Source organism: Mycobacterium kiyosense, assembly GCA_021654635.1.
Lineage (GTDB): Bacteria > Actinomycetota > Actinomycetes > Mycobacteriales > Mycobacteriaceae > Mycobacterium > Mycobacterium kiyosense.
Genome location: AP025179.1, coordinates 897,656 through 913,750 on the forward strand (window position 1 = coordinate 897,656; position 16,095 = coordinate 913,750).

The window sequence follows — 16,095 nt, forward strand, 5'->3', positions numbered from 1 at the left end:
CTAAGACCCGAAGCGGCGGATCAACGCCGTCCGGTCCAGCTTGCCGATGCCGCGGCGCGGGAGTTCGGCGACCACGTGCAGGTCGCGCGGCGCGGCGGTGCTGTCCAGGGTCGCTGCGACGTGGGCACGCAACTCGTCCAGCGTCGGCGCTTTCGATCCCGGCCCGACCACGATCGCAGCGACCACCCGCTGGCCCAATCGGTCGTCGGGAACACCGAACACCGCGCAGTCGGTCACCGCCGGATGGGTGCCCAGTGCCGCCTCGACCGGGCCCGGCAGCACGGTCAGCCCACCGGTGCTGATCGCGTCGTCGACCCGGCCCAACACGATCAGTGCGCCCGAATCATCAAGGGCGCCAACGTCGTCGGTGACAAACCAGCCCGGCTCGGCGAACGGGTCGGGGTCGACCGGATTGCGATAGCCGACCGCCAGGGTGGCGCCACCCAGCACGATGCGGCCGTCGTCTCGCACCCGCAGCCCCACCCCGTCCAGGGGGACGCCGTCGTACACGCAGCCGCCGGCCGTCTCGCTCATCCCGTAGGTCCGGATCACGGTGATGCCTGCCGTCGAGGCGGCCTCGAGCACCGGCCGCGGTGCCGGACCGCCGCCGAGCAGGACGGCGTCCAGTTCGGCCAGCGCAGCGGTCGCGGCGGAGTCGGTCAGCACCTTGGCCAGCTGGGCGGCGACCAACGCCGTGTAACGCCGTCCGGACCCCAATTCGGCTACGGCGCGGGGCAGCCCGCTGACGTCGAATCCGCCGGACACGTCCAGCTCGACCGGCACGGTTCCGGCGATCACGCTGCGGATCAGCACCTGCAGCCCGGCGATGTGATACGGCGGCACGGCCAGCAGCCAGCGGCCGGGACCGCCGATGCGCCGGTGGGTCGCCGATGCGCTGGCGGTCAGTGCGGCCGCGGTCAGCAGCGCACCCTTGGGTGCGCCGGTGGTTCCCGATGTGGTCACGACCAGGGCGACGTCGTCGTCGATCTGCTCGCCGACCCGCAGGCCACGCAGCCTCTGATCGTCCCGCTCGGATGCCACGACCAGCGCCGGGTCTTGCCCGGCGAGCACGCGTTGCAGGGCGGGAAGCAGTACCGCGGTGGCTGATCCGGGGGGGACGCGCAACGCCCGGAGGACGGCTATGCGTGGTCTCCGTTTTCGCGGGCGTCGTCCAGTGGCCAGCCCTGGGCGGCCAGTCGGGTGCGCACGCGTTCGACGTCTGCGGGAGAGGGCAACTCGTCGGTGAGTTGGGTGATGGCCACGCCGATGTCGATATGGTCGACTTTGAGTTCCCCGCGCCGCATCAATTCGTTTGCGACCGTGACGATTTCGTCGTTGGTCAGGCGGCGCGCCAGCAGTGCGAGCACCGCGAAGGAGTCTGTCGGTGGAATGCCTTCCGGGTATCCCGCCCGCAGCCACGAGACGATCGAACTGAGAAATCGGTTCATTGTGCGATCAACTTACCCGGCCGATCGGCGCCGAAACCTAAGTTGACCAGGATTGCTGCGTCATGGCTTGGCCCCCAGGAACGGATAGTGAGTGTGATGAGCGATGAAGTCGCGCGCGATGTAGAGCACCCCCAGAATCACCACCGCGGCCACCAGCGCGTAAATCGCCCAGCCGAGAGCCACCAGCAGCGGGCGCGACTTACCGGGGGATCCGTTCAAGCCGGCGTCTACGCTGCCGGCGGCTTGCAGTCGGATGCCCACCGCGAACAGCCCGGGCAGCGCCGCCCCGGCAAGCAGGCTGAAAAGCAGGATCTTGAGGGTTGCCTCGTAGTTGAACCACGCGTTCATGCCACATTCCCTGAAGTCAGCGAGTCATCGGAGCCGAACTGAGGTGGTGTCGCACCGGGACGGGGTCCGTGGCCGTTGGACGGTTCGTGGTCTGGACTGTCCAGACCAGCGGTCAGGTCGCCCTTCCAATCGGCGTTAACGTTCTTGTGGTCGACGGTGACCTTGCGCGACTGCCGGTAGATCACGCCGGATACCGCCAGCAACAGGCCGAAGCCGATGATGGCTCCCGGGTACCCGCCGATCAGGTGGACGATCCAGTAGGTCACCGCACCGACCAGCCCGGCCAGCGGCAGCGTGACCAGCCACGCGGTTGCCATACGGCCGGCCACGCCCCAGCGCACCTCGCCGCCCGGCTTGCCCAATCCACTGCCCATCACCGAACCGGTGCAGACCTGGGTTGTCGACAGCGCGTAACCGAAGTGCGCAGAGAGCAGGATGACCGCGGCCGAGGACGACTCTGCGGCCATGCCCTGCGGCGACTTGATCTCGACCAGGCCCTTGCCCAGCGTGCGGATGATGCGCCAGCCGCCCAGGTAGGTGCCGGTGGCCATGGCCACCGCGCAGGCGACGATGACCCACAGTGGTGGCACCGAGGCCGACTTGGGGATTGCCCCGTACGACATCAGCGCCAGGAAGATGATGCCCATCGTCTTCTGCGCGTCGTTGGTGCCGTGTGCCAGCGAAACCAGCGACGCCGAACCGATCTGGCCGCGCCGGAACCCGGCCTCGGTGCGTTCGGTCGGAACACCGCGGGTGATTCGGTAGACCAACCAGGTGGCCAGCGCTCCGACCAGGATGGCCAGGATCGCCGACACGACGGCGGGGATGATCGCCTTGGACATGACGCCCTTCCAGATCACCCCGTGTCCGCCGACCGCGGCGATGGTGGCGCCGACGATGCCACCGATCAGTGCGTGCGAGGAGCTCGAGGGGATACCGAGGAGCCAGGTGAGCAGGTTCCAGATCACGCCGCCGACCAGACCGGCGAATACCAGTTCGAGGGTCACGATGTGCGAGTCGATCAGGCCCTTGGCGATGGTGGCCGCGACCGCGGTCGACAGGAACGCGCCCACCAGGTTCAGTACCGCTGACAGCGCCACCGCGACCTTGGGCGCCAGCGCGCCACTGGCGATGGACGTGGCCATCGCATTGCCGGTGTCGTGAAAGCCGTTGGTGAAGTCGAAGGCGAGCGCGGTCACCACGACGATGATCAAGAGGAACAACTGGATGTTCACAGGGCCTGATTCTGGTAGTCGGAGCATTCCGTTGTCGAACGGATGATTAGGTGAAACGCAGGAATATCGCGAGTCGTCGCCAGATGTTACCTAGTAGTTAACCTTGGGTTCGTTCTGCTCACTGCCGGGTGTCCGCGCGCAGCGGATGACCTTGGGGAACCTCGATGAAGATGAGCGTGACGCCGTCGGGATCGGTGACGTGCATCTCGTGCAGACCCCACGGTTCGCGCCGCGCCTCGCGCGCGATCGGCACGCCGCGGCCGCGCAGTTCGGCCTGGGTGGCTTCCAGGTCGCGCACCTGCAGCCACAGCGCGCCGGGAAAAGGTCCGCGGGAATGGTCCGGCTCCCCGAAACCGGCCAGTTCCAGCAGTGACTGGCCGGCGAAAAAGACAGTGCCTGCGCCGTATTCACGAGCGATCGCCAGCCCGATCTCGTCCCGGTAGAAGCTCAGCGAGCGTTCGTAGTCGGCCGGTCGGAGCAGCATCCGGCTCGCGAGGATCTCCATCACTCGTGTCTAGCACGCACGGGTTCAGGCCGAGCCGTTGCGGCGCTGCATCAACGAGTTGACCCAGCGCGGTCCCACGGTGTTGAGGGCCTTGGCCGCGATGGCCATCCGGGGCGCGATCTGCACCGGCCGGGTGCGGGCCGCGGTGACCATCCATTCACCGGCCTCCTGAGAGGTCAGGGCGGGCAGGCCGGCGTAGGCCTTGGTGGGGGCGATCATCGGGGTGGCCACCAACGGGTAGTAGAGGGCCGTCGAGTGCACGCCCTTGGGGCCCCATTCGGTTTCGGCGATCCGGGTCACCGCGGTCAGCGCGGCCTTGGAGGCGTTGTAGACGGCGAACAGCGGGGCTGCCTCGTTGAGCACTCCCCAGGTCGAGACGTTGATGACGTGGCCGTCGCCGCGCTCGATCATCCCGGGGGCCAGTCCGCGCATCAGCCGCAGCGGCGCGTAGTAGTTCAGCTTCATGGTCCGCTCGACGTCGTGCCAGCGTTCCAGTGACTCGATGAGTGGCCGCCGGATGGATCGGCCGGCGTTGTTGATCAGGATGTCGACCCCGCCGATCCGCTCGTTGACGTCGGCGATCAGGGCGTCGACGGCGTCCATGTCGGAGATGTCGCAGGGGATCGACAACGCCGTTCCGCCGCCGGCGGTGATCCGGTCGGCGAGTTCGTCCAGCAGATCCTGACGTCGCGCGACGGCGACGACGGTGGCGCCGCGCTCGGCGAACTGTTCGGCCGCGGCCGCGCCGATGCCCGAGGAGGCGCCGGTGAGCAGCACCCGTTTGCCGTGCAGTTCGACGGGTTTGATCACCGGGCGATTGAGCAGTACCTGGGGCGCCGCGGGCGGGCGCATGCTGGCCAGCACCAGCTGGTCGGTCAGTCGGCGTAACGGGCTCTTACTCACGACGGCAGTCTAGGTGGGTGGGTTGACGCACTTACGCCCAACCGGGCCACGCTGACTATCGAAACCCAGGAGGGTTGGCCTGAATTGAAGCGGCACAACTGATTTCGTCCCTACCTACTCAAGAAGCAGAGGACTTGTCGGTGCCCCTTCGTAGAATTCGGGTATGTCGTCGAGCACGTGTGGGGAGATCGCCGCGGTGCTCGACGGGCTCGATGGCGAGGCGGAACGCTTGTGTGAGTTGAGCTTTGAGGCCTCGACCACTGCGGAGCTGCTGGGTGTGATCGACCGGGTGGAACGCATCGTGCGCAAGCTGGCGGTGCCCGGGCATGCGGTGATCAACCAACTCGCCCTGGCGGCCACCAATGCTGAGCTGTGCGGCACCCTGGGACAGGCGTTGTCGAATCGGTTGCGGATCAACAAAAGTGACGCCAACCAACGCATCACCCAGACCGCGGCCGCCAACGCGACGGGCTGATCGGGGCCGAGCACGTCAACATCATTCAGGGGTTCTTCAACAAGCTGCCCGACACGTCGATGCGCCCGCCCGCGCCGAAGCCGAAGCCAAACTGGCGTTGATCGCCGGGGGGTATCGCCCCGACCAACTCGCCGACTACGCCCAGGTCTATAAAGACTGCCTCAAACCCGACGGCGACTTTAGGCCCGACGAACCCGAACACACCCGCAAACGCGGCATCACCCTGGGCCGCCCAGCAACCCGACGGAATGACCAAGATCAGCGGCTGGCTGACCCCCCAATGCCGCGCCACCGTCGAACCGGTGCTGGCCAAACTCGCCGCCCCCGGCATGGCCAACCCCGACGACGACCACCCGATCCTCGACGGGCGCGCCGCCCAAGACGCCGTGGACCGCGACACCCGCACCGCCGAGCAGCGCACCCACGACGCCCTGATGGGGGCCCTGCGCGTCCTGCTGCAGTCCGGCACACTCGGCCAACACCACGGCCTGCCCACCACCCTCATCGTGACCACCACCCTGGCCGAACTCGAAGCCGGCGCCGGCCGCGCCCTGACCGCCGGTGGCACCCTGCTGCCCATGACCGACGTGATCGGCCCGGCCGCCCGCGCGCACCACTACCTGGCCGTCTTCGACCACGACAAAACCCTGGCCCTCTACCAGGGCAAACGCCTGGCCACCCCCGAACAACGCCTGGTCCTGCTGGGCAAAGACCGCGGCTGCACCAAACCGGGCTGCACCGTGCCCGGCTACTGGACCCAGGTCCACCACCTCGAAGGCTGGTTCGCCAAACAACGCACCCACATCGACGAACTCACCCTGGCCTGCGGACCCGACAACCGCATGGTCGAACTGCGCAACTACATCACCCGCCGCAACGCCCACAGCCTCACCGAATGGATCCCCCCCGACCACCTCGACCACGGCCAACCCCGCACCAACTGCATGCACCACCCCGAACGACCACTGAAACCCGACCCCAAACCCGAGAAGGAACCCGAACCATAGGTACGCCGCTCAGAAGTAATCAGAAGTACCGCGGAAACGGGCTCCAGTCGGGTGGGCGCTTCTGCAGGAAGGCATCTCTGCCCTCGACGGCCTCGTCGGTCATGTACGCCAGCCGGGTGGCTTCCCCGGCGAACAGCTGCTGGCCCACCAGCCCGTCGTCGAGCAGGTTGAACGCAAACTTCAACATCCGTTGCGCCTGAGGAGATTTCGCGTTGATCTCGGCTGCCCACTGGGCGCCGACGGCTTCCAGTTCGGCGTGGTCGACAACCTCGTTCACCGCGCCCATCCGATGCATCTGCTCGGCGGTGTACGGCCGGCCCAGGAAGAAGATCTCGCGGGCGAACTTCTGGCCCACCTGACGTGCGAGATACGCGCTGCCGTAACCGCCGTCGAAACTGCCGACGTCGGCGTCGGTCTGCTTGAACCGGGCGTGCTCGCGGCTGGCCAGGGTGAGGTCGCACACCACGTGCAGGCTGTGCCCGCCGCCGGCGGCCCAGCCGTTGACCAGGCAGATCACCACTTTGGGCATGAACCGGATCAGCCGCTGCACCTCCAGGATGTGCAGCCGCCCGGCCCGTGCCGCGTCGACCGTGTCGGCGGTTTCGCCGGACGCGTACTGGTAACCGCTGCGGCCGCGGATGCGTTGGTCGCCGCCGGAGCAGAAGGCCCAGCCGCCGTCCTTGGGCGAGGGTCCGTTGCCGGTCAGCAGCACCACGCCGACGTCGGGTGACATCCGCGCATGGTCGAGCACCCGGTACAACTCGTCGACGGTGTGCGGGCGGAACGCGTTGCGCACCTCGGGGCGGTCGAACGCCACCCGCACCGTCGCGTCGTTGACGTGGTGGTGATAGGTGACATCGGTCAGGTCGTCGAATCCGTCGACAGTTCTCCAGATGCCGGGGTCAAAGGGGTTGGCGGTCAAGGCTGTTGAACTCCATCCTGGTCGATGGTGAGGTTGCCGCAGCTGATCGTCTGCGCGGATGTCACCTCGGGGTCTGCTGTCGAGGCGGCCGCCAGCGTATCGGAGCGTCCGGTGGTGGCGCGGGTGCCGTCCAGGTTGATCTCGGTGCGGTGCACGGTCCACTGGCCGCCGTTGTCGAGGGCTTGCAGTGCGACCAGGCGACGGCCGTCGCCAAGGTCGCTGCAGCCGACGCCGGTGCCGCTGTCGCGCAGGTTCTGCAAGTCGAAAACGAACGGCTTGCCGGAGCGGCTGTCCACCACCGTCCGGAGCTCGCATTGGGCGAACACGAACAGCTGTGCGCCGCGGCCGTCGCTGACCAGGATCTGGGTTTCTCCGTTCTGCTGCGCGTCAACAGCCAAGGCGCGCAATGGAATCGGACTTGCCGATACGATCGGCACGCCGATCCTGGCGCCGCTTGCGGTACTGACCCCCACCAGTCGGTTCGTGGCGCCGTTGTCGCCCTGCTGTAGTCCGATCCACAGCGCGTCGGGCAGTCCGTCGCCGTCGAGGTCGCCGACCTGGCGCTGCACGCTGCCGGGCGGCAGCGCAGCCCCGCCCGGCGGGCAGCCGGGGGAGGCGTGCGCCGCAGGTGCGAGGCCGAGCCAACCCAGCAGGACCACCACCGTCGCCGCGCGCAGCATCAGAGGGCTTCGAATCGGAAGACGGCGCATCGTCCCGCCAGCGCCTCGAACTCCTCGGGACGGCCGTCCTTGACCAGTCCGGACCGTTTCATGAAGCCGACCCCGGTGGGGACCTCGGTGGGGAACGACCGCAACACCGGTTTGGCCTCCTCCGGGGACAGTTCGACCATTCGTACCCGCTCGGTGCTGCGGCCGCGGGTCAGCGTCACTTGCCCGGCGGCTCGGACGTTCTTCACCCAGTCCGCGCCGGGGAAACCGGCTACCACGTAGCGCCGGCCGGCCAGCGTCATCGGGGTCACCGGGGTGGACCGCTCGGCACCGGATTTGCGGCCTCGCACGGTCAGCACCACCGGACTCTCACCGCCGAAACTCAACCCCAACTTCGACAGCCGGATGAAGACCTTGTTCATCGGTTTCAGCCACCACGGCGGCTTGACGGATTTGCCGTTCGCCATGGCGCCGACGTTACCGCCAGGCGATCGCTGCGCGCCGATCCCTACGCGCCGATCCCCTGCGCGCCGAACCCTGCGCGCCGATCCCCTGTGCGCCGATCCCCTGTGCGCCGAACGTCACGCTAGCGTGACGTTCGCCGCCGAGCGTTGCGCCAGCGTGACGGTCGGGGGTCAAGGGGCCAGGGGTCGGGGGTCAAGGGTCGGGGGTCGGGCGGTCGAGGGTCGAGGGTCGAGGGTCGAGGGCGAACGGTGGGGGCATGGATCAGCCCACGGCGCGCCCGGCGCCCTCCCAGAACTGTGCGCGGACGGCCTTCTTGTCCGGCTTGCCCAGTCCGGTCAGCGGCAGAGCATCCACCACGACCACCCGCTTGGGCGACTGCACCGAACCCTTGCGTTCCTTGACCGCGGCCTGGACCTCGACGGTCATCGCCTCCACGGCGGCCTCATCCTGGGCGGCGTCGGCACGGAGCACCACCACCGCGGTGACGGCCTCGCCCCACTTCTCGTCGGGTGTACCGACCACACACACCTGCGCAACGGACGGGTGCTCGGCGATGACGTCCTCGACTTCCCGGGGGAACACATTGAAGCCGCCGGTGACGATCATGTCCTTGACCCGGTCGACGATGAAGTAGAAGCCGTCCTCGTCCTCGCGCGCCATGTCGCCGGTGTGCAGCCAGCCGTCTCGGAAGGTCTCGGCGGTCGCCTCGGGCAACTGCCAGTACCCGCCCGCCAAAAGTGGTCCGCTGACACAGATTTCGCCCGGCTCGCCCTGCGGCACCGGCTTGCCGTCCTCGCCGAGCAGCGCCACCCGCGCGAACAGGGTGGGGCGTCCGCAGGAGGTCAGGCGCTTCTCGTCATGGTCGGCCTTGGCCAGATAGGTGATCACCATCGGCGCCTCGGACTGCCCGTAGTACTGGGCGAAGATGGGGCCGAAGCGGCGGATCGCCTCGGCCAACCGCACCGGGTTGATCGCCGAGGCGCCGTAGTACACCGTCTCCAGCGAGGACAGGTCGCGGGTCTGCGAATCCGGGTGGTCCATCAGCGCGTAGAGCATCGACGGCACCAGCATGGTAGCCGTAATACGTTGCTCTTCAATAACTTTCAACACCTCGGCCGGGTCGAACTTGGATAGCACCACCATCTCGCCGCCTTTGACCACCGTCGGCGTGAAGAAGGCCGCACCGGCATGCGACAGCGGGGTGCACATCAGGAAACGCGGATGCTCGGGCCATTCCCACTCCGCGAGCTGGATCTGGGTCATGGTGGCGATGTTGCCGGTGGTGCCGATCACACCCTTGGGTTTTCCGGTGGTGCCGCCGGTGTAGGTGAGGCCGCCGATGTGGTTTGGCGGTAGGTCGGCGACCACCAGCGGCTTGGGCTCGTATTTGGCGGCCTCCGCCGACAGGTCCACCGCCACACCGCGCAACGCCTCGGGCACCGGCCCGATGGTCAGGATCCGCTGCAGGGAGGGCACCTTCTCCAGCAGACCCAGTGCGCGCTCGACGAACATCGGGTTGGGGTCGATGATCAACGCGCTGGCGCCGGCGTCGGAGAGCACGTAGGCGTGGTCGTCCAGCGAGCCGAGCGGGTGCAGCGCGGTGCGCCGGTAGCCCTGGGTCTGGCTGGCGCCCAGGATCATCAGCACCTCGGGGCGGTTGAGCGACAGCAGCCCAACGGTGACCCCGGTGCCGGCGCCCAGTGCTTCGAAGGCCTGGACGTACTGGCTGATCCGTTCGGCGAGCTGACCACCGGTCAGGGTGGTGTCCCCGAGAAACAGCACCGGTCTGTTCTTGTGCCGTTTGAGTGCGCCAACCAGCAGGTGGCCGTTGTGGGTCGGGTTGCGCAGCAGGTCGTCGCTCATGAACCCAGACTAGAACGTGTTGCAGTTCTGCCGATGCCGACCCTCGGCGGCTACTGTTTCAGCACATGAGCGCCGCCGAGGTCGTGATTACCGGGACCGTACTGACCGTCGACGAAAACCGCCCCACGGCGGAGGCGATCGCCATCACCGACGGCCGCATAGTCGCTGTCGGCGACCGCTCCGACATGGCGCCGCACATCGGCCCGCAAACTCGGTCGATCGATATCGGGGACGGCTGTGTCATGCCGGGATTCGTTGAGGCACACGGCCATCCGCTGATGGAGGCCATCGCGCTGTCGGACCGCATCGTCGACATCCGGCCCGTCACCATCCCGGATCCGCACGACGTCGTCGCCGCCGTCCGCAGCGAAGCCGCCCGCCGCGGACCGCAGGGTGCCTACCTGAACGGCTGGGACGCGCTGCTGCAACCCGGCCTGCCCGACCCCACACTGAGCTGGCTGGACGCCGTCGCGCCGGACGGCCCGCTGGTGATCATCCACAACTCCGGTCACAAGGCGTACTTCAACTCTCGCGCCGCACAGCTCAACCGCTTGACCCGGGAAACCCCCGACCCCAAGGGCGCCAGATACGGTCGCGACGCCGACGGAGCGCTCGACGGCACCGCGGAGGAGATCGGCGCGGTGTTCCCCTTGCTGGGCGGGGTTATCGCGGCCGACAGCTACCCGGACATGCTGCGCGCCGAGTGCGCCCGGCTGAACCGGGCCGGGCTGACCACCTGTTCGGAGATGGCGTTCGACCCCAAGTTCGGTCCGCTGGTGCAGCAGTTACACGACGAGCTGACGGTGCGGCTGCGCACCTACGAGGTGTCCAACGCCGAGCTGCACACCGACGCGACCCCCGGGCAGGGTGACGACATGCTGCGCCAGGTCGGCATCAAGGTCTGGGTGGACGGCTCGCCGTGGATCGGCAATATCGCGTTGTCGTTTCCCTACCTGGACACCCCGGCGACCCGATCCGCGGGCATCACGCCCGGGTCCTGCGGCTGTGCCAACTACACAAGCGAGCAGCTGGACGAAATCGTCAACGCTTACTTTCCGCGTGGTTGGCAGCTGGCCTGCCATGTCCAGGGCGACGCCGGTGTGGACGTCATCCTGGATGTGTATGAGCAAGCGCTGCAACGCAATCCGCGCCCCGATCACCGGCTGCGACTGGAACACGTCGGCGCCATCCGGCCCGAGCAACTGCGGCGCGCCGCCGACCTTGGTGTCACCTGCAGCATCTTCGTCGACCAGATCCACTACTGGGGCGACGTCATCGTCGACGGGTTGTTCGGTGCGGAACGTGGCTCGCGCTGGATGCCGGCCGGGTCGGCGGTGGCCACCGGCATGCGCATCTCGCTGCACAACGACCCGCCGGTCACGCCGGAGGAGCCGCTGCGCAACATCAGCGTGGCCGCGACCCGGATGGCGCCCAGCGGGCGGGTGCTGGCTCCGGAGGAACGGCTCACCGTCGAGCAGGCAATCCGCGCGCAGACCATCGACGCGGCCTGGCAGTTGTTCGCTGACGACGTGATCGGCTCGGTGGAGGTCGGCAAGTACGCCGACCTGGTGGTGCTGTCGGCCGATCCGCGCACCGTGCCGCCCGAGCAGATCGCCGATCTCGAAGTGCGTGCGACTTACCTGGCGGGACGCCAGGTCTACTGACTCTTGCGAGCGCGGGCGGCGGCGAGCAGTTCGTCCACGGCGTCGCTGAGGCACTGTTCGTAAACCTCGGGGTCGGGCAGGGCGGCACGGTCGGCGGTGAAGCAGAAGGTCACCCGGTTTCCGTAGCTGCCGATGCCGTTGTTGAGGCCCATCCCGTCGAGCACCGGGCCGAGACCGGTGGTGTCGACCATCTGCGCGCCGCAGAAGTACATCGGTGTCAGCGGTCCGGGGACGTTGCTGACCAGGGTGTGGGCGGCTACGGCGCGTCCGCGCCGGCTGAGCGCGCGCACCGCTGCCCGCTGCACCGTGCCCATCAGGCCGCCGAGGGCTTCCTCCGACATCTCGATGAGCGAGCGGACGGGATGGGCGTCGGACTCCTTCACATGCGCGGTCGAGGTCACGATGCGCGCCAGCCGCTGCATCGGGTCGGCTTCGTCGGTCGCCATGGTGATGGGTGACACGGAGTACTCGTTACCGCTGGTGGCTGTGCTGGTCGCCGAGCTCGCACCGCCGCTGGCGCGGGTGCTGGTCGGCCGGACCGAGATCGGCATCATCGCCACCATCGCCTCGTCGGGCAGCTCGCCTTTGTCGCTGAGGTAGCGCCGGATGGCCCCGCCGACGATGGCCAGGCCGATGTCGTTGATCTTGGCCTCCGGCATTGCGGTGCGGATCTCCTTGAGGACGTCCAGCGTGGTGTACGCGGTGCCGAAGACGCGGTGGGGCGAGACGATCTGGTTGAAGCGGGTCGCTTTGGGCAGCGACGCGGGCGACGTGACGTCGGGGTCGCGGTTGTCGAGTACCAGCGTGGGCAGCTGGCGCGCGACCTTGCGGACTCGGCCCAGCACATCGAAGGGCCGGGTGATGCCGTGCAGCGCGGCCCGGCTGAGCAGGCCGGCGTCGGAGGGGATGGGGTCGGGCTCCCAGTGGTAGCCCTCGGGCACCGGCGGCGGCGCTCCGTCGGGTTCGTGGGTGTGGATCGCGGTGAGGATCTCGGCGCCGGCGACACCGTCGATTGCGGCGTGGTGGATACGAAGGAACACGGCGAAGGCGCCCTCCGGTAGGTGGTCGACGCCGTCAAGGCCGTCGATCAGGTACAGCTCCCAGGGCGGCCGGGTGAGGTCCAGGGGCCGGGCGTGGATGCGAGCGATCTGCGTGCACAGCTGCCGCCAGCTCCCGGGCCGGGGTAGCGCGATGTGCCGCACGTGGTACTCGAGGTCGAAGTCGCCGTCCCGGATCCACCAGGGCCGGTCGGCGCCGAAGGGTACGTGCACGAGCCGTTCCCGGAAGCTCTCGGCGACGTGGAGTCGGGCCTGGATGTAGGTGAGCACCTCCTCGTAGGTGACGGGCTCGCCATTGCGGGTCGAGGGGTCGTAGATGCCGACGATGCCGACGGTGTTGTGGGCATTCGAGGTGTCCAGTGACACCATCGTCCAGTCAGCGCTGGACAGCTGCCGCATGGTCCCTCCTCAGGTTCCGCGCGAGGTTGCGCACGACTCAGTGTCGCAGCCCGCACGATGTGAGCACGGCGGCGATGTGGTCGTCGTAGTCCCGGTCGCGCCATGCGGTGACGTGACCGCGCGGGCGCCAGGTGATCGACGGCTCGTCCCAGTGCCGCCAGAGTTGCGCGGCGCCGCGCGGCGGGGCGATCGCGTCGACCTGCCCGGCCACGATGTGACGCCGCTCGTGCGGGACGAGGCAAGGTCCGGCCAGCGGCGACACCACCCGATGCACCAGCGCTGACCGATCGTCGTGCAGCTGGCGGTGCAACCGGCGCTTGGCGGGTGTTAGCGGCGCCGCCGCGGCCAGCGACGCGGCCAGGTCGCTGGTCGGCACGACTGCGATCAGGCAGGCGAGGTCGCCGTCCAGCGTCGACAGCAGGCTGACCACGTAGGCGCCCAGCGACACACCCAGCACGCCGACCTGTGGCGCCTGCTGGTCGTCGCGCAACCATCGCAGCAGCCGGCGGACGTCCCACACCGCTTGGGTGAGCCCCAGCACGTTGTTTGTCGCGAAGATGTTGGAGGCGAACTGCTGGTAGGGGGAGAAGCCGCAGGCGCGCGGGCCGTGCTTGGGGAGTACCGGGAGGGCGACGTTGATGCCGAGCTCCTCGTGCAGGCGCCGCACGCGCAGCATTTTGACGTCCGACGACCGTCCCATCCCCTGTCCGTGCACGGCGACGAGCCACGGCCGCGGTGGGCCGGGGTGGCGGAGCAGCCGGACCGGCACCCTCTCGTCGGCGCCGTCATGCAGCCAGCGCTCGGCACCCGGTTCGCCCGGTGCGGGCCGCCAGCCGCTGTCGAACCACGCGAGCTCGACCCCGTGCGGTAGGCGCTGTAGTGACACGTCGTCGGGCGCGTGCGGGGGCGGGTGCCGGCGCGCCAGGTCGTCGAACCAGCCGGCGTCGCGGTAGTACCCGACAGCGTGGTCGAGCTCGGCCGATGCCGCCGCGTAATGCTCGGCTGACCCTAGTGAGGACAGCAGCGGCATCGGGCCCGCGATCATGGCGTCGAGGGCGGCCGCCACTGCGAGGCCGACCGACGGCTGCGGAACCGGCACGCCCTCGCGCGTGGTGATGCCGCGTCGGGCAGCGGTCACCGCCCGCGCGACCTCGCCGGCGCCGGCCACCCCGGCCGCCGCCAAGGGTGCGGCCGCGACGGTCAGACCCAGCCGGGTCGACCGTCTCACCGCTGAGCTCGCTGGGCAGTCATCGGTCCTCCGCCATAGCCACGTAGCAGAATAATCTTCTCGTTATTAGAGAATGATATTACCACCTGTCCCGAGCGGTCCGCGGCGTGCTTGGTGCGCTCGGTCTGCGAATCTGAACCCGTGCCTTCGTCGACCACCGTGGATGACCTGCTGGACCGGCTGCATGTCGTGGCGCTGCCCATGCGGGTGCGCTTCCGCGGCATCACCACCCGGGAAGTGGCGCTCATCGAGGGGCCGGCGGGCTGGGGGGAGTTCGGCGCGTTCGTCGAATATGGACCGCCCGAGGCCGCGCACTGGCTGGCCTCGGCGGTCGAGGCCGCCTACAGCGAGCCGCCGCCGGTGCGACGCCACCGGATACCCATCAACGCCACCGTGCCCGCCGTCAGTGCCGCCGAGGTGCCCGACGTGCTGGCGCGCTTTCCCGGCGCGGGTACCGCCAAGGTGAAGGTCGCCGAGCCCGGACAGTCCCTGGCCGACGACGTCGAGCGGGTGAACGCGGTCCGCCAACTGGTGCCCATCGTCCGAGTCGATGCCAACGGCGGCTGGAGCGTGCCGCAGGCCGCGCGGGCCGCCGCGGCCCTGACGGCCGACGGTGCGCTGGAGTACCTCGAACAGCCCTGTGCGACGGTGCCCGAGCTCGCCGAGCTGCGTCGCCTGGTCGAGGTGCCGATCGCCGCCGACGAGAGCATCCGCAAGGCCGACGACCCGCTGGCCGTGGTGCGTGCCGGCGCCGCCGACATAGCGGTGCTCAAAGTTGCTCCGCTGGGCGGCATTTCGGCGATGCTGTCGATCGCGGCGCAGATCGACATCCCGATCGTGGTGTCCAGTGCGCTGGATTCGGCAGTCGGTATCGGCTACGGCCTGACCGCCGCCGCGGCGTTGCCGGAGTTGTGTCATGCCTGCGGTTTGGGCACGGGCAGGTTGTTCCTGGACGACGTTGCCGACGTAGTCGAGCCCGTCGACGGCTGCCTTCCGGTCGGCCCGGTGACGCCGGACCCGGCGCGGCTGCAGGCGCTGGCCGCACCGCCGGAACGCCGGCAGTGGTGGATCGACCGGGTCAAAGACTGCTACCCGTTGCTTGTACCGTCGGTCGAGTGATCAACCTGGCTTACGACGACAAGGGGACCGGTGAGCCGGTTGTCTTCATCTCCGGGCGGGGCGGCGCCGGCCGGACCTGGCATCTGCACCAGGTGCCGGCATTCCTGGCGGCCGGATATCGCTGCGTCACGTTCGACAATCGGGGGATCGGCGCCACCGAGAACGCCAGCGGCTTCGTCACGCAGACCATGGTCGCCGACACCGCGGCGCTGATCGAATCGCTGGACCTCGGGCCCGCCCGCATCGTCGGGGTGTCGATGGGCTCGTTCATCGCCCAGGAGCTGATGGTCGTTCGCTCCGAGCTGGTCAGCTCGGCGGTGCTGATGGCCACCCGCGGCCGGCTGGATCGCACGCGGCAGTTCTTCCACCGGGCCGAGGTCGACCTGGACGCGTCCGGTGTCGCGCTTCCGGCCACCGTGGACGCGAAAAACCGCCTGCTGGAAAACTTTTCGCGCAAGACGCTCAACGACGACGCCGCCGTCGAAGACTGGATCGCGATGTTCAGCATGTGGCCGACCAAGGTCACGCCGGGCTACCGCTGTCAGCTCGATATCGCCCCGCAGACCAATCGGCTGCCGGCCTACCGCAACATCGCCGCGCCGGTGCTGGTAATCGGTTTCTCCGACGACGTGATCACGCCGGCCTATCTGGGACGCGAGGTCGCCGACGCGCTGCCCAACGGGCGTTATCTGCAAATCCCCGACACCGGGCATCTCGGGTTTCTGGAGCGGCCGGAGGCGGTCAATGCCGCGATGCTGAAGTTCTTTGCGGGGGTCAAGGCCTAGCGC

General features: G+C 68.6%; 15 protein-coding genes and 1 pseudogene. 4 read left to right on the top strand and 12 right to left on the bottom strand.

Annotation, left to right across the window (positions count from 1 at the left end):
* From menE to L6444_RS04285, 6 genes are all read right to left on the bottom strand, one after another.
* Complete coding sequence (menE, locus tag L6444_RS04260) at positions 1 to 1,071, bottom strand: o-succinylbenzoate--CoA ligase (RefSeq protein ID WP_236983793.1); 1,071 nt, start codon at positions 1,069 to 1,071, stop codon at positions 1 to 3.
* Positions 1,072 to 1,139: 68 nt separating this feature from the next.
* Positions 1,140 to 1,448 (bottom strand): DUF3349 domain-containing protein, encoded by a 309-nt coding sequence (locus L6444_RS04265; protein WP_236980906.1) that lies wholly within the window; start codon positions 1,446 to 1,448, stop codon positions 1,140 to 1,142.
* Positions 1,449 to 1,508: 60 nt separating this feature from the next.
* On the bottom strand, positions 1,509 to 1,796 hold the full coding sequence (locus L6444_RS04270) for a hypothetical protein (RefSeq protein ID WP_236980908.1): 288 nt from the start codon (positions 1,794 to 1,796) through the stop codon (positions 1,509 to 1,511).
* Entirely contained in the window at positions 1,793 to 3,031 is a 1,239-nt protein-coding gene (locus L6444_RS04275) for an inorganic phosphate transporter (protein WP_236980910.1), read from the bottom strand. The genes L6444_RS04270 and L6444_RS04275 overlap by 4 nt, the downstream gene beginning before the upstream one ends.
* Before the next feature lie 118 nt (positions 3,032 to 3,149).
* On the bottom strand, positions 3,150 to 3,536 hold the full coding sequence (locus tag L6444_RS04280) for a VOC family protein (RefSeq protein ID WP_236980912.1): 387 nt from the start codon (positions 3,534 to 3,536) through the stop codon (positions 3,150 to 3,152).
* 24 nt (positions 3,537 to 3,560) lie between these two features.
* On the bottom strand, positions 3,561 to 4,439 hold the full coding sequence (locus L6444_RS04285; RefSeq protein WP_236980914.1) for an SDR family oxidoreductase: 879 nt from the start codon (positions 4,437 to 4,439) through the stop codon (positions 3,561 to 3,563).
* Positions 4,440 to 4,602: 163 nt separating this feature from the next.
* Between L6444_RS04285 and L6444_RS04290 the strand changes: the two are divergent.
* A pseudogene (locus L6444_RS04290) lies at positions 4,603 to 5,921 on the top strand (HNH endonuclease signature motif containing protein).
* Between the two features lie 19 nt (positions 5,922 to 5,940).
* Here the strand turns inward: L6444_RS04290 and L6444_RS04295 are convergent.
* The 4 genes from L6444_RS04295 to fadD8 form a co-directional block, all read right to left on the bottom strand.
* Positions 5,941 to 6,843, bottom strand: a complete 903-nt coding sequence (locus tag L6444_RS04295) for a 1,4-dihydroxy-2-naphthoyl-CoA synthase (RefSeq protein WP_236980916.1) — start codon at positions 6,841 to 6,843, stop codon at positions 5,941 to 5,943.
* Positions 6,840 to 7,523, bottom strand: a complete 684-nt coding sequence (locus L6444_RS04300; RefSeq protein WP_236980918.1) for a hypothetical protein — start codon at positions 7,521 to 7,523, stop codon at positions 6,840 to 6,842. Before L6444_RS04300 ends, L6444_RS04295 begins: the two co-directional genes overlap by 4 nt.
* On the bottom strand, positions 7,523 to 7,978 hold the full coding sequence (locus L6444_RS04305) for a nitroreductase family deazaflavin-dependent oxidoreductase (RefSeq protein WP_236980920.1): 456 nt from the start codon (positions 7,976 to 7,978) through the stop codon (positions 7,523 to 7,525). The genes L6444_RS04300 and L6444_RS04305 overlap by 1 nt, the downstream gene beginning before the upstream one ends.
* Positions 7,979 to 8,237: 259 nt before the next feature.
* Entirely contained in the window at positions 8,238 to 9,839 is a 1,602-nt protein-coding gene (gene fadD8 / locus L6444_RS04310; RefSeq protein ID WP_236980922.1) for a fatty-acid--CoA ligase FadD8, read from the bottom strand.
* A 65-nt stretch (positions 9,840 to 9,904) separates the two neighbouring features.
* Between fadD8 and L6444_RS04315 the strand changes: the two genes are divergently transcribed.
* Positions 9,905 to 11,503 (top strand): amidohydrolase, encoded by a 1,599-nt coding sequence (locus tag L6444_RS04315; RefSeq protein WP_236980924.1) that lies wholly within the window; start codon positions 9,905 to 9,907, stop codon positions 11,501 to 11,503.
* Here the strand turns inward: L6444_RS04315 and L6444_RS04320 are convergent.
* Positions 11,497 to 12,960, bottom strand: coding sequence for a wax ester/triacylglycerol synthase family O-acyltransferase (locus L6444_RS04320; RefSeq protein WP_236980926.1), 1,464 nt, complete (start codon positions 12,958 to 12,960; stop codon positions 11,497 to 11,499). The genes L6444_RS04315 and L6444_RS04320 overlap by 7 nt on opposite strands.
* A 37-nt stretch (positions 12,961 to 12,997) precedes the next feature.
* Positions 12,998 to 14,188 (bottom strand): alpha/beta hydrolase family protein, encoded by a 1,191-nt coding sequence (locus L6444_RS04325; RefSeq protein WP_236980928.1) that lies wholly within the window; start codon positions 14,186 to 14,188, stop codon positions 12,998 to 13,000.
* A 201-nt stretch (positions 14,189 to 14,389) separates the two neighbouring features.
* Between L6444_RS04325 and L6444_RS04330 the strand changes: the two genes are divergently transcribed.
* Together L6444_RS04330 and L6444_RS04335 are read left to right on the top strand one after the other, a co-directional pair.
* Positions 14,390 to 15,307 carry an o-succinylbenzoate synthase gene (locus L6444_RS04330; protein WP_236983795.1) on the top strand — a complete coding sequence of 306 codons (918 nt, stop codon included), beginning with the start codon at positions 14,390 to 14,392 and terminating at the stop codon, positions 15,305 to 15,307.
* Entirely contained in the window at positions 15,304 to 16,092 is a 789-nt protein-coding gene (locus tag L6444_RS04335) for an alpha/beta fold hydrolase (protein ID WP_236980930.1), read from the top strand. The genes L6444_RS04330 and L6444_RS04335 overlap by 4 nt, the downstream gene beginning before the upstream one ends.
* Positions 16,093 to 16,095: the final 3 nt, after the last annotated feature.

Excerpts from the sequence above, each read along its gene's own strand:
- L6444_RS04315 (WP_236980924.1), top strand. The coding sequence starts at position 9,905 with ATGAGCGCCGCCGAGGTCGTGATTACCGGGACCGTACTGACCGTCGAC.
- L6444_RS04320 (WP_236980926.1), bottom strand. The coding sequence starts at position 12,960 with ATGCGGCAGCTGTCCAGCGCTGACTGGACGATGGTGTCACTGGACACC.
- L6444_RS04330 (WP_236983795.1), top strand. The coding sequence starts at position 14,390 with ATGCGGGTGCGCTTCCGCGGCATCACCACCCGGGAAGTGGCGCTCATC.
- L6444_RS04265 (WP_236980906.1), bottom strand. The coding sequence starts at position 1,448 with ATGAACCGATTTCTCAGTTCGATCGTCTCGTGGCTGCGGGCGGGATAC.
- L6444_RS04300 (WP_236980918.1), bottom strand. The coding sequence starts at position 7,523 with ATGCTGCGCGCGGCGACGGTGGTGGTCCTGCTGGGTTGGCTCGGCCTC.
- L6444_RS04280 (WP_236980912.1), bottom strand. The coding sequence starts at position 3,536 with ATGGAGATCCTCGCGAGCCGGATGCTGCTCCGACCGGCCGACTACGAA.
- fadD8 (WP_236980922.1), bottom strand. The coding sequence starts at position 9,839 with ATGAGCGACGACCTGCTGCGCAACCCGACCCACAACGGCCACCTGCTG.
- L6444_RS04270 (WP_236980908.1), bottom strand. The coding sequence starts at position 1,796 with ATGAACGCGTGGTTCAACTACGAGGCAACCCTCAAGATCCTGCTTTTC.
- L6444_RS04305 (WP_236980920.1), bottom strand. The coding sequence starts at position 7,978 with ATGGCGAACGGCAAATCCGTCAAGCCGCCGTGGTGGCTGAAACCGATG.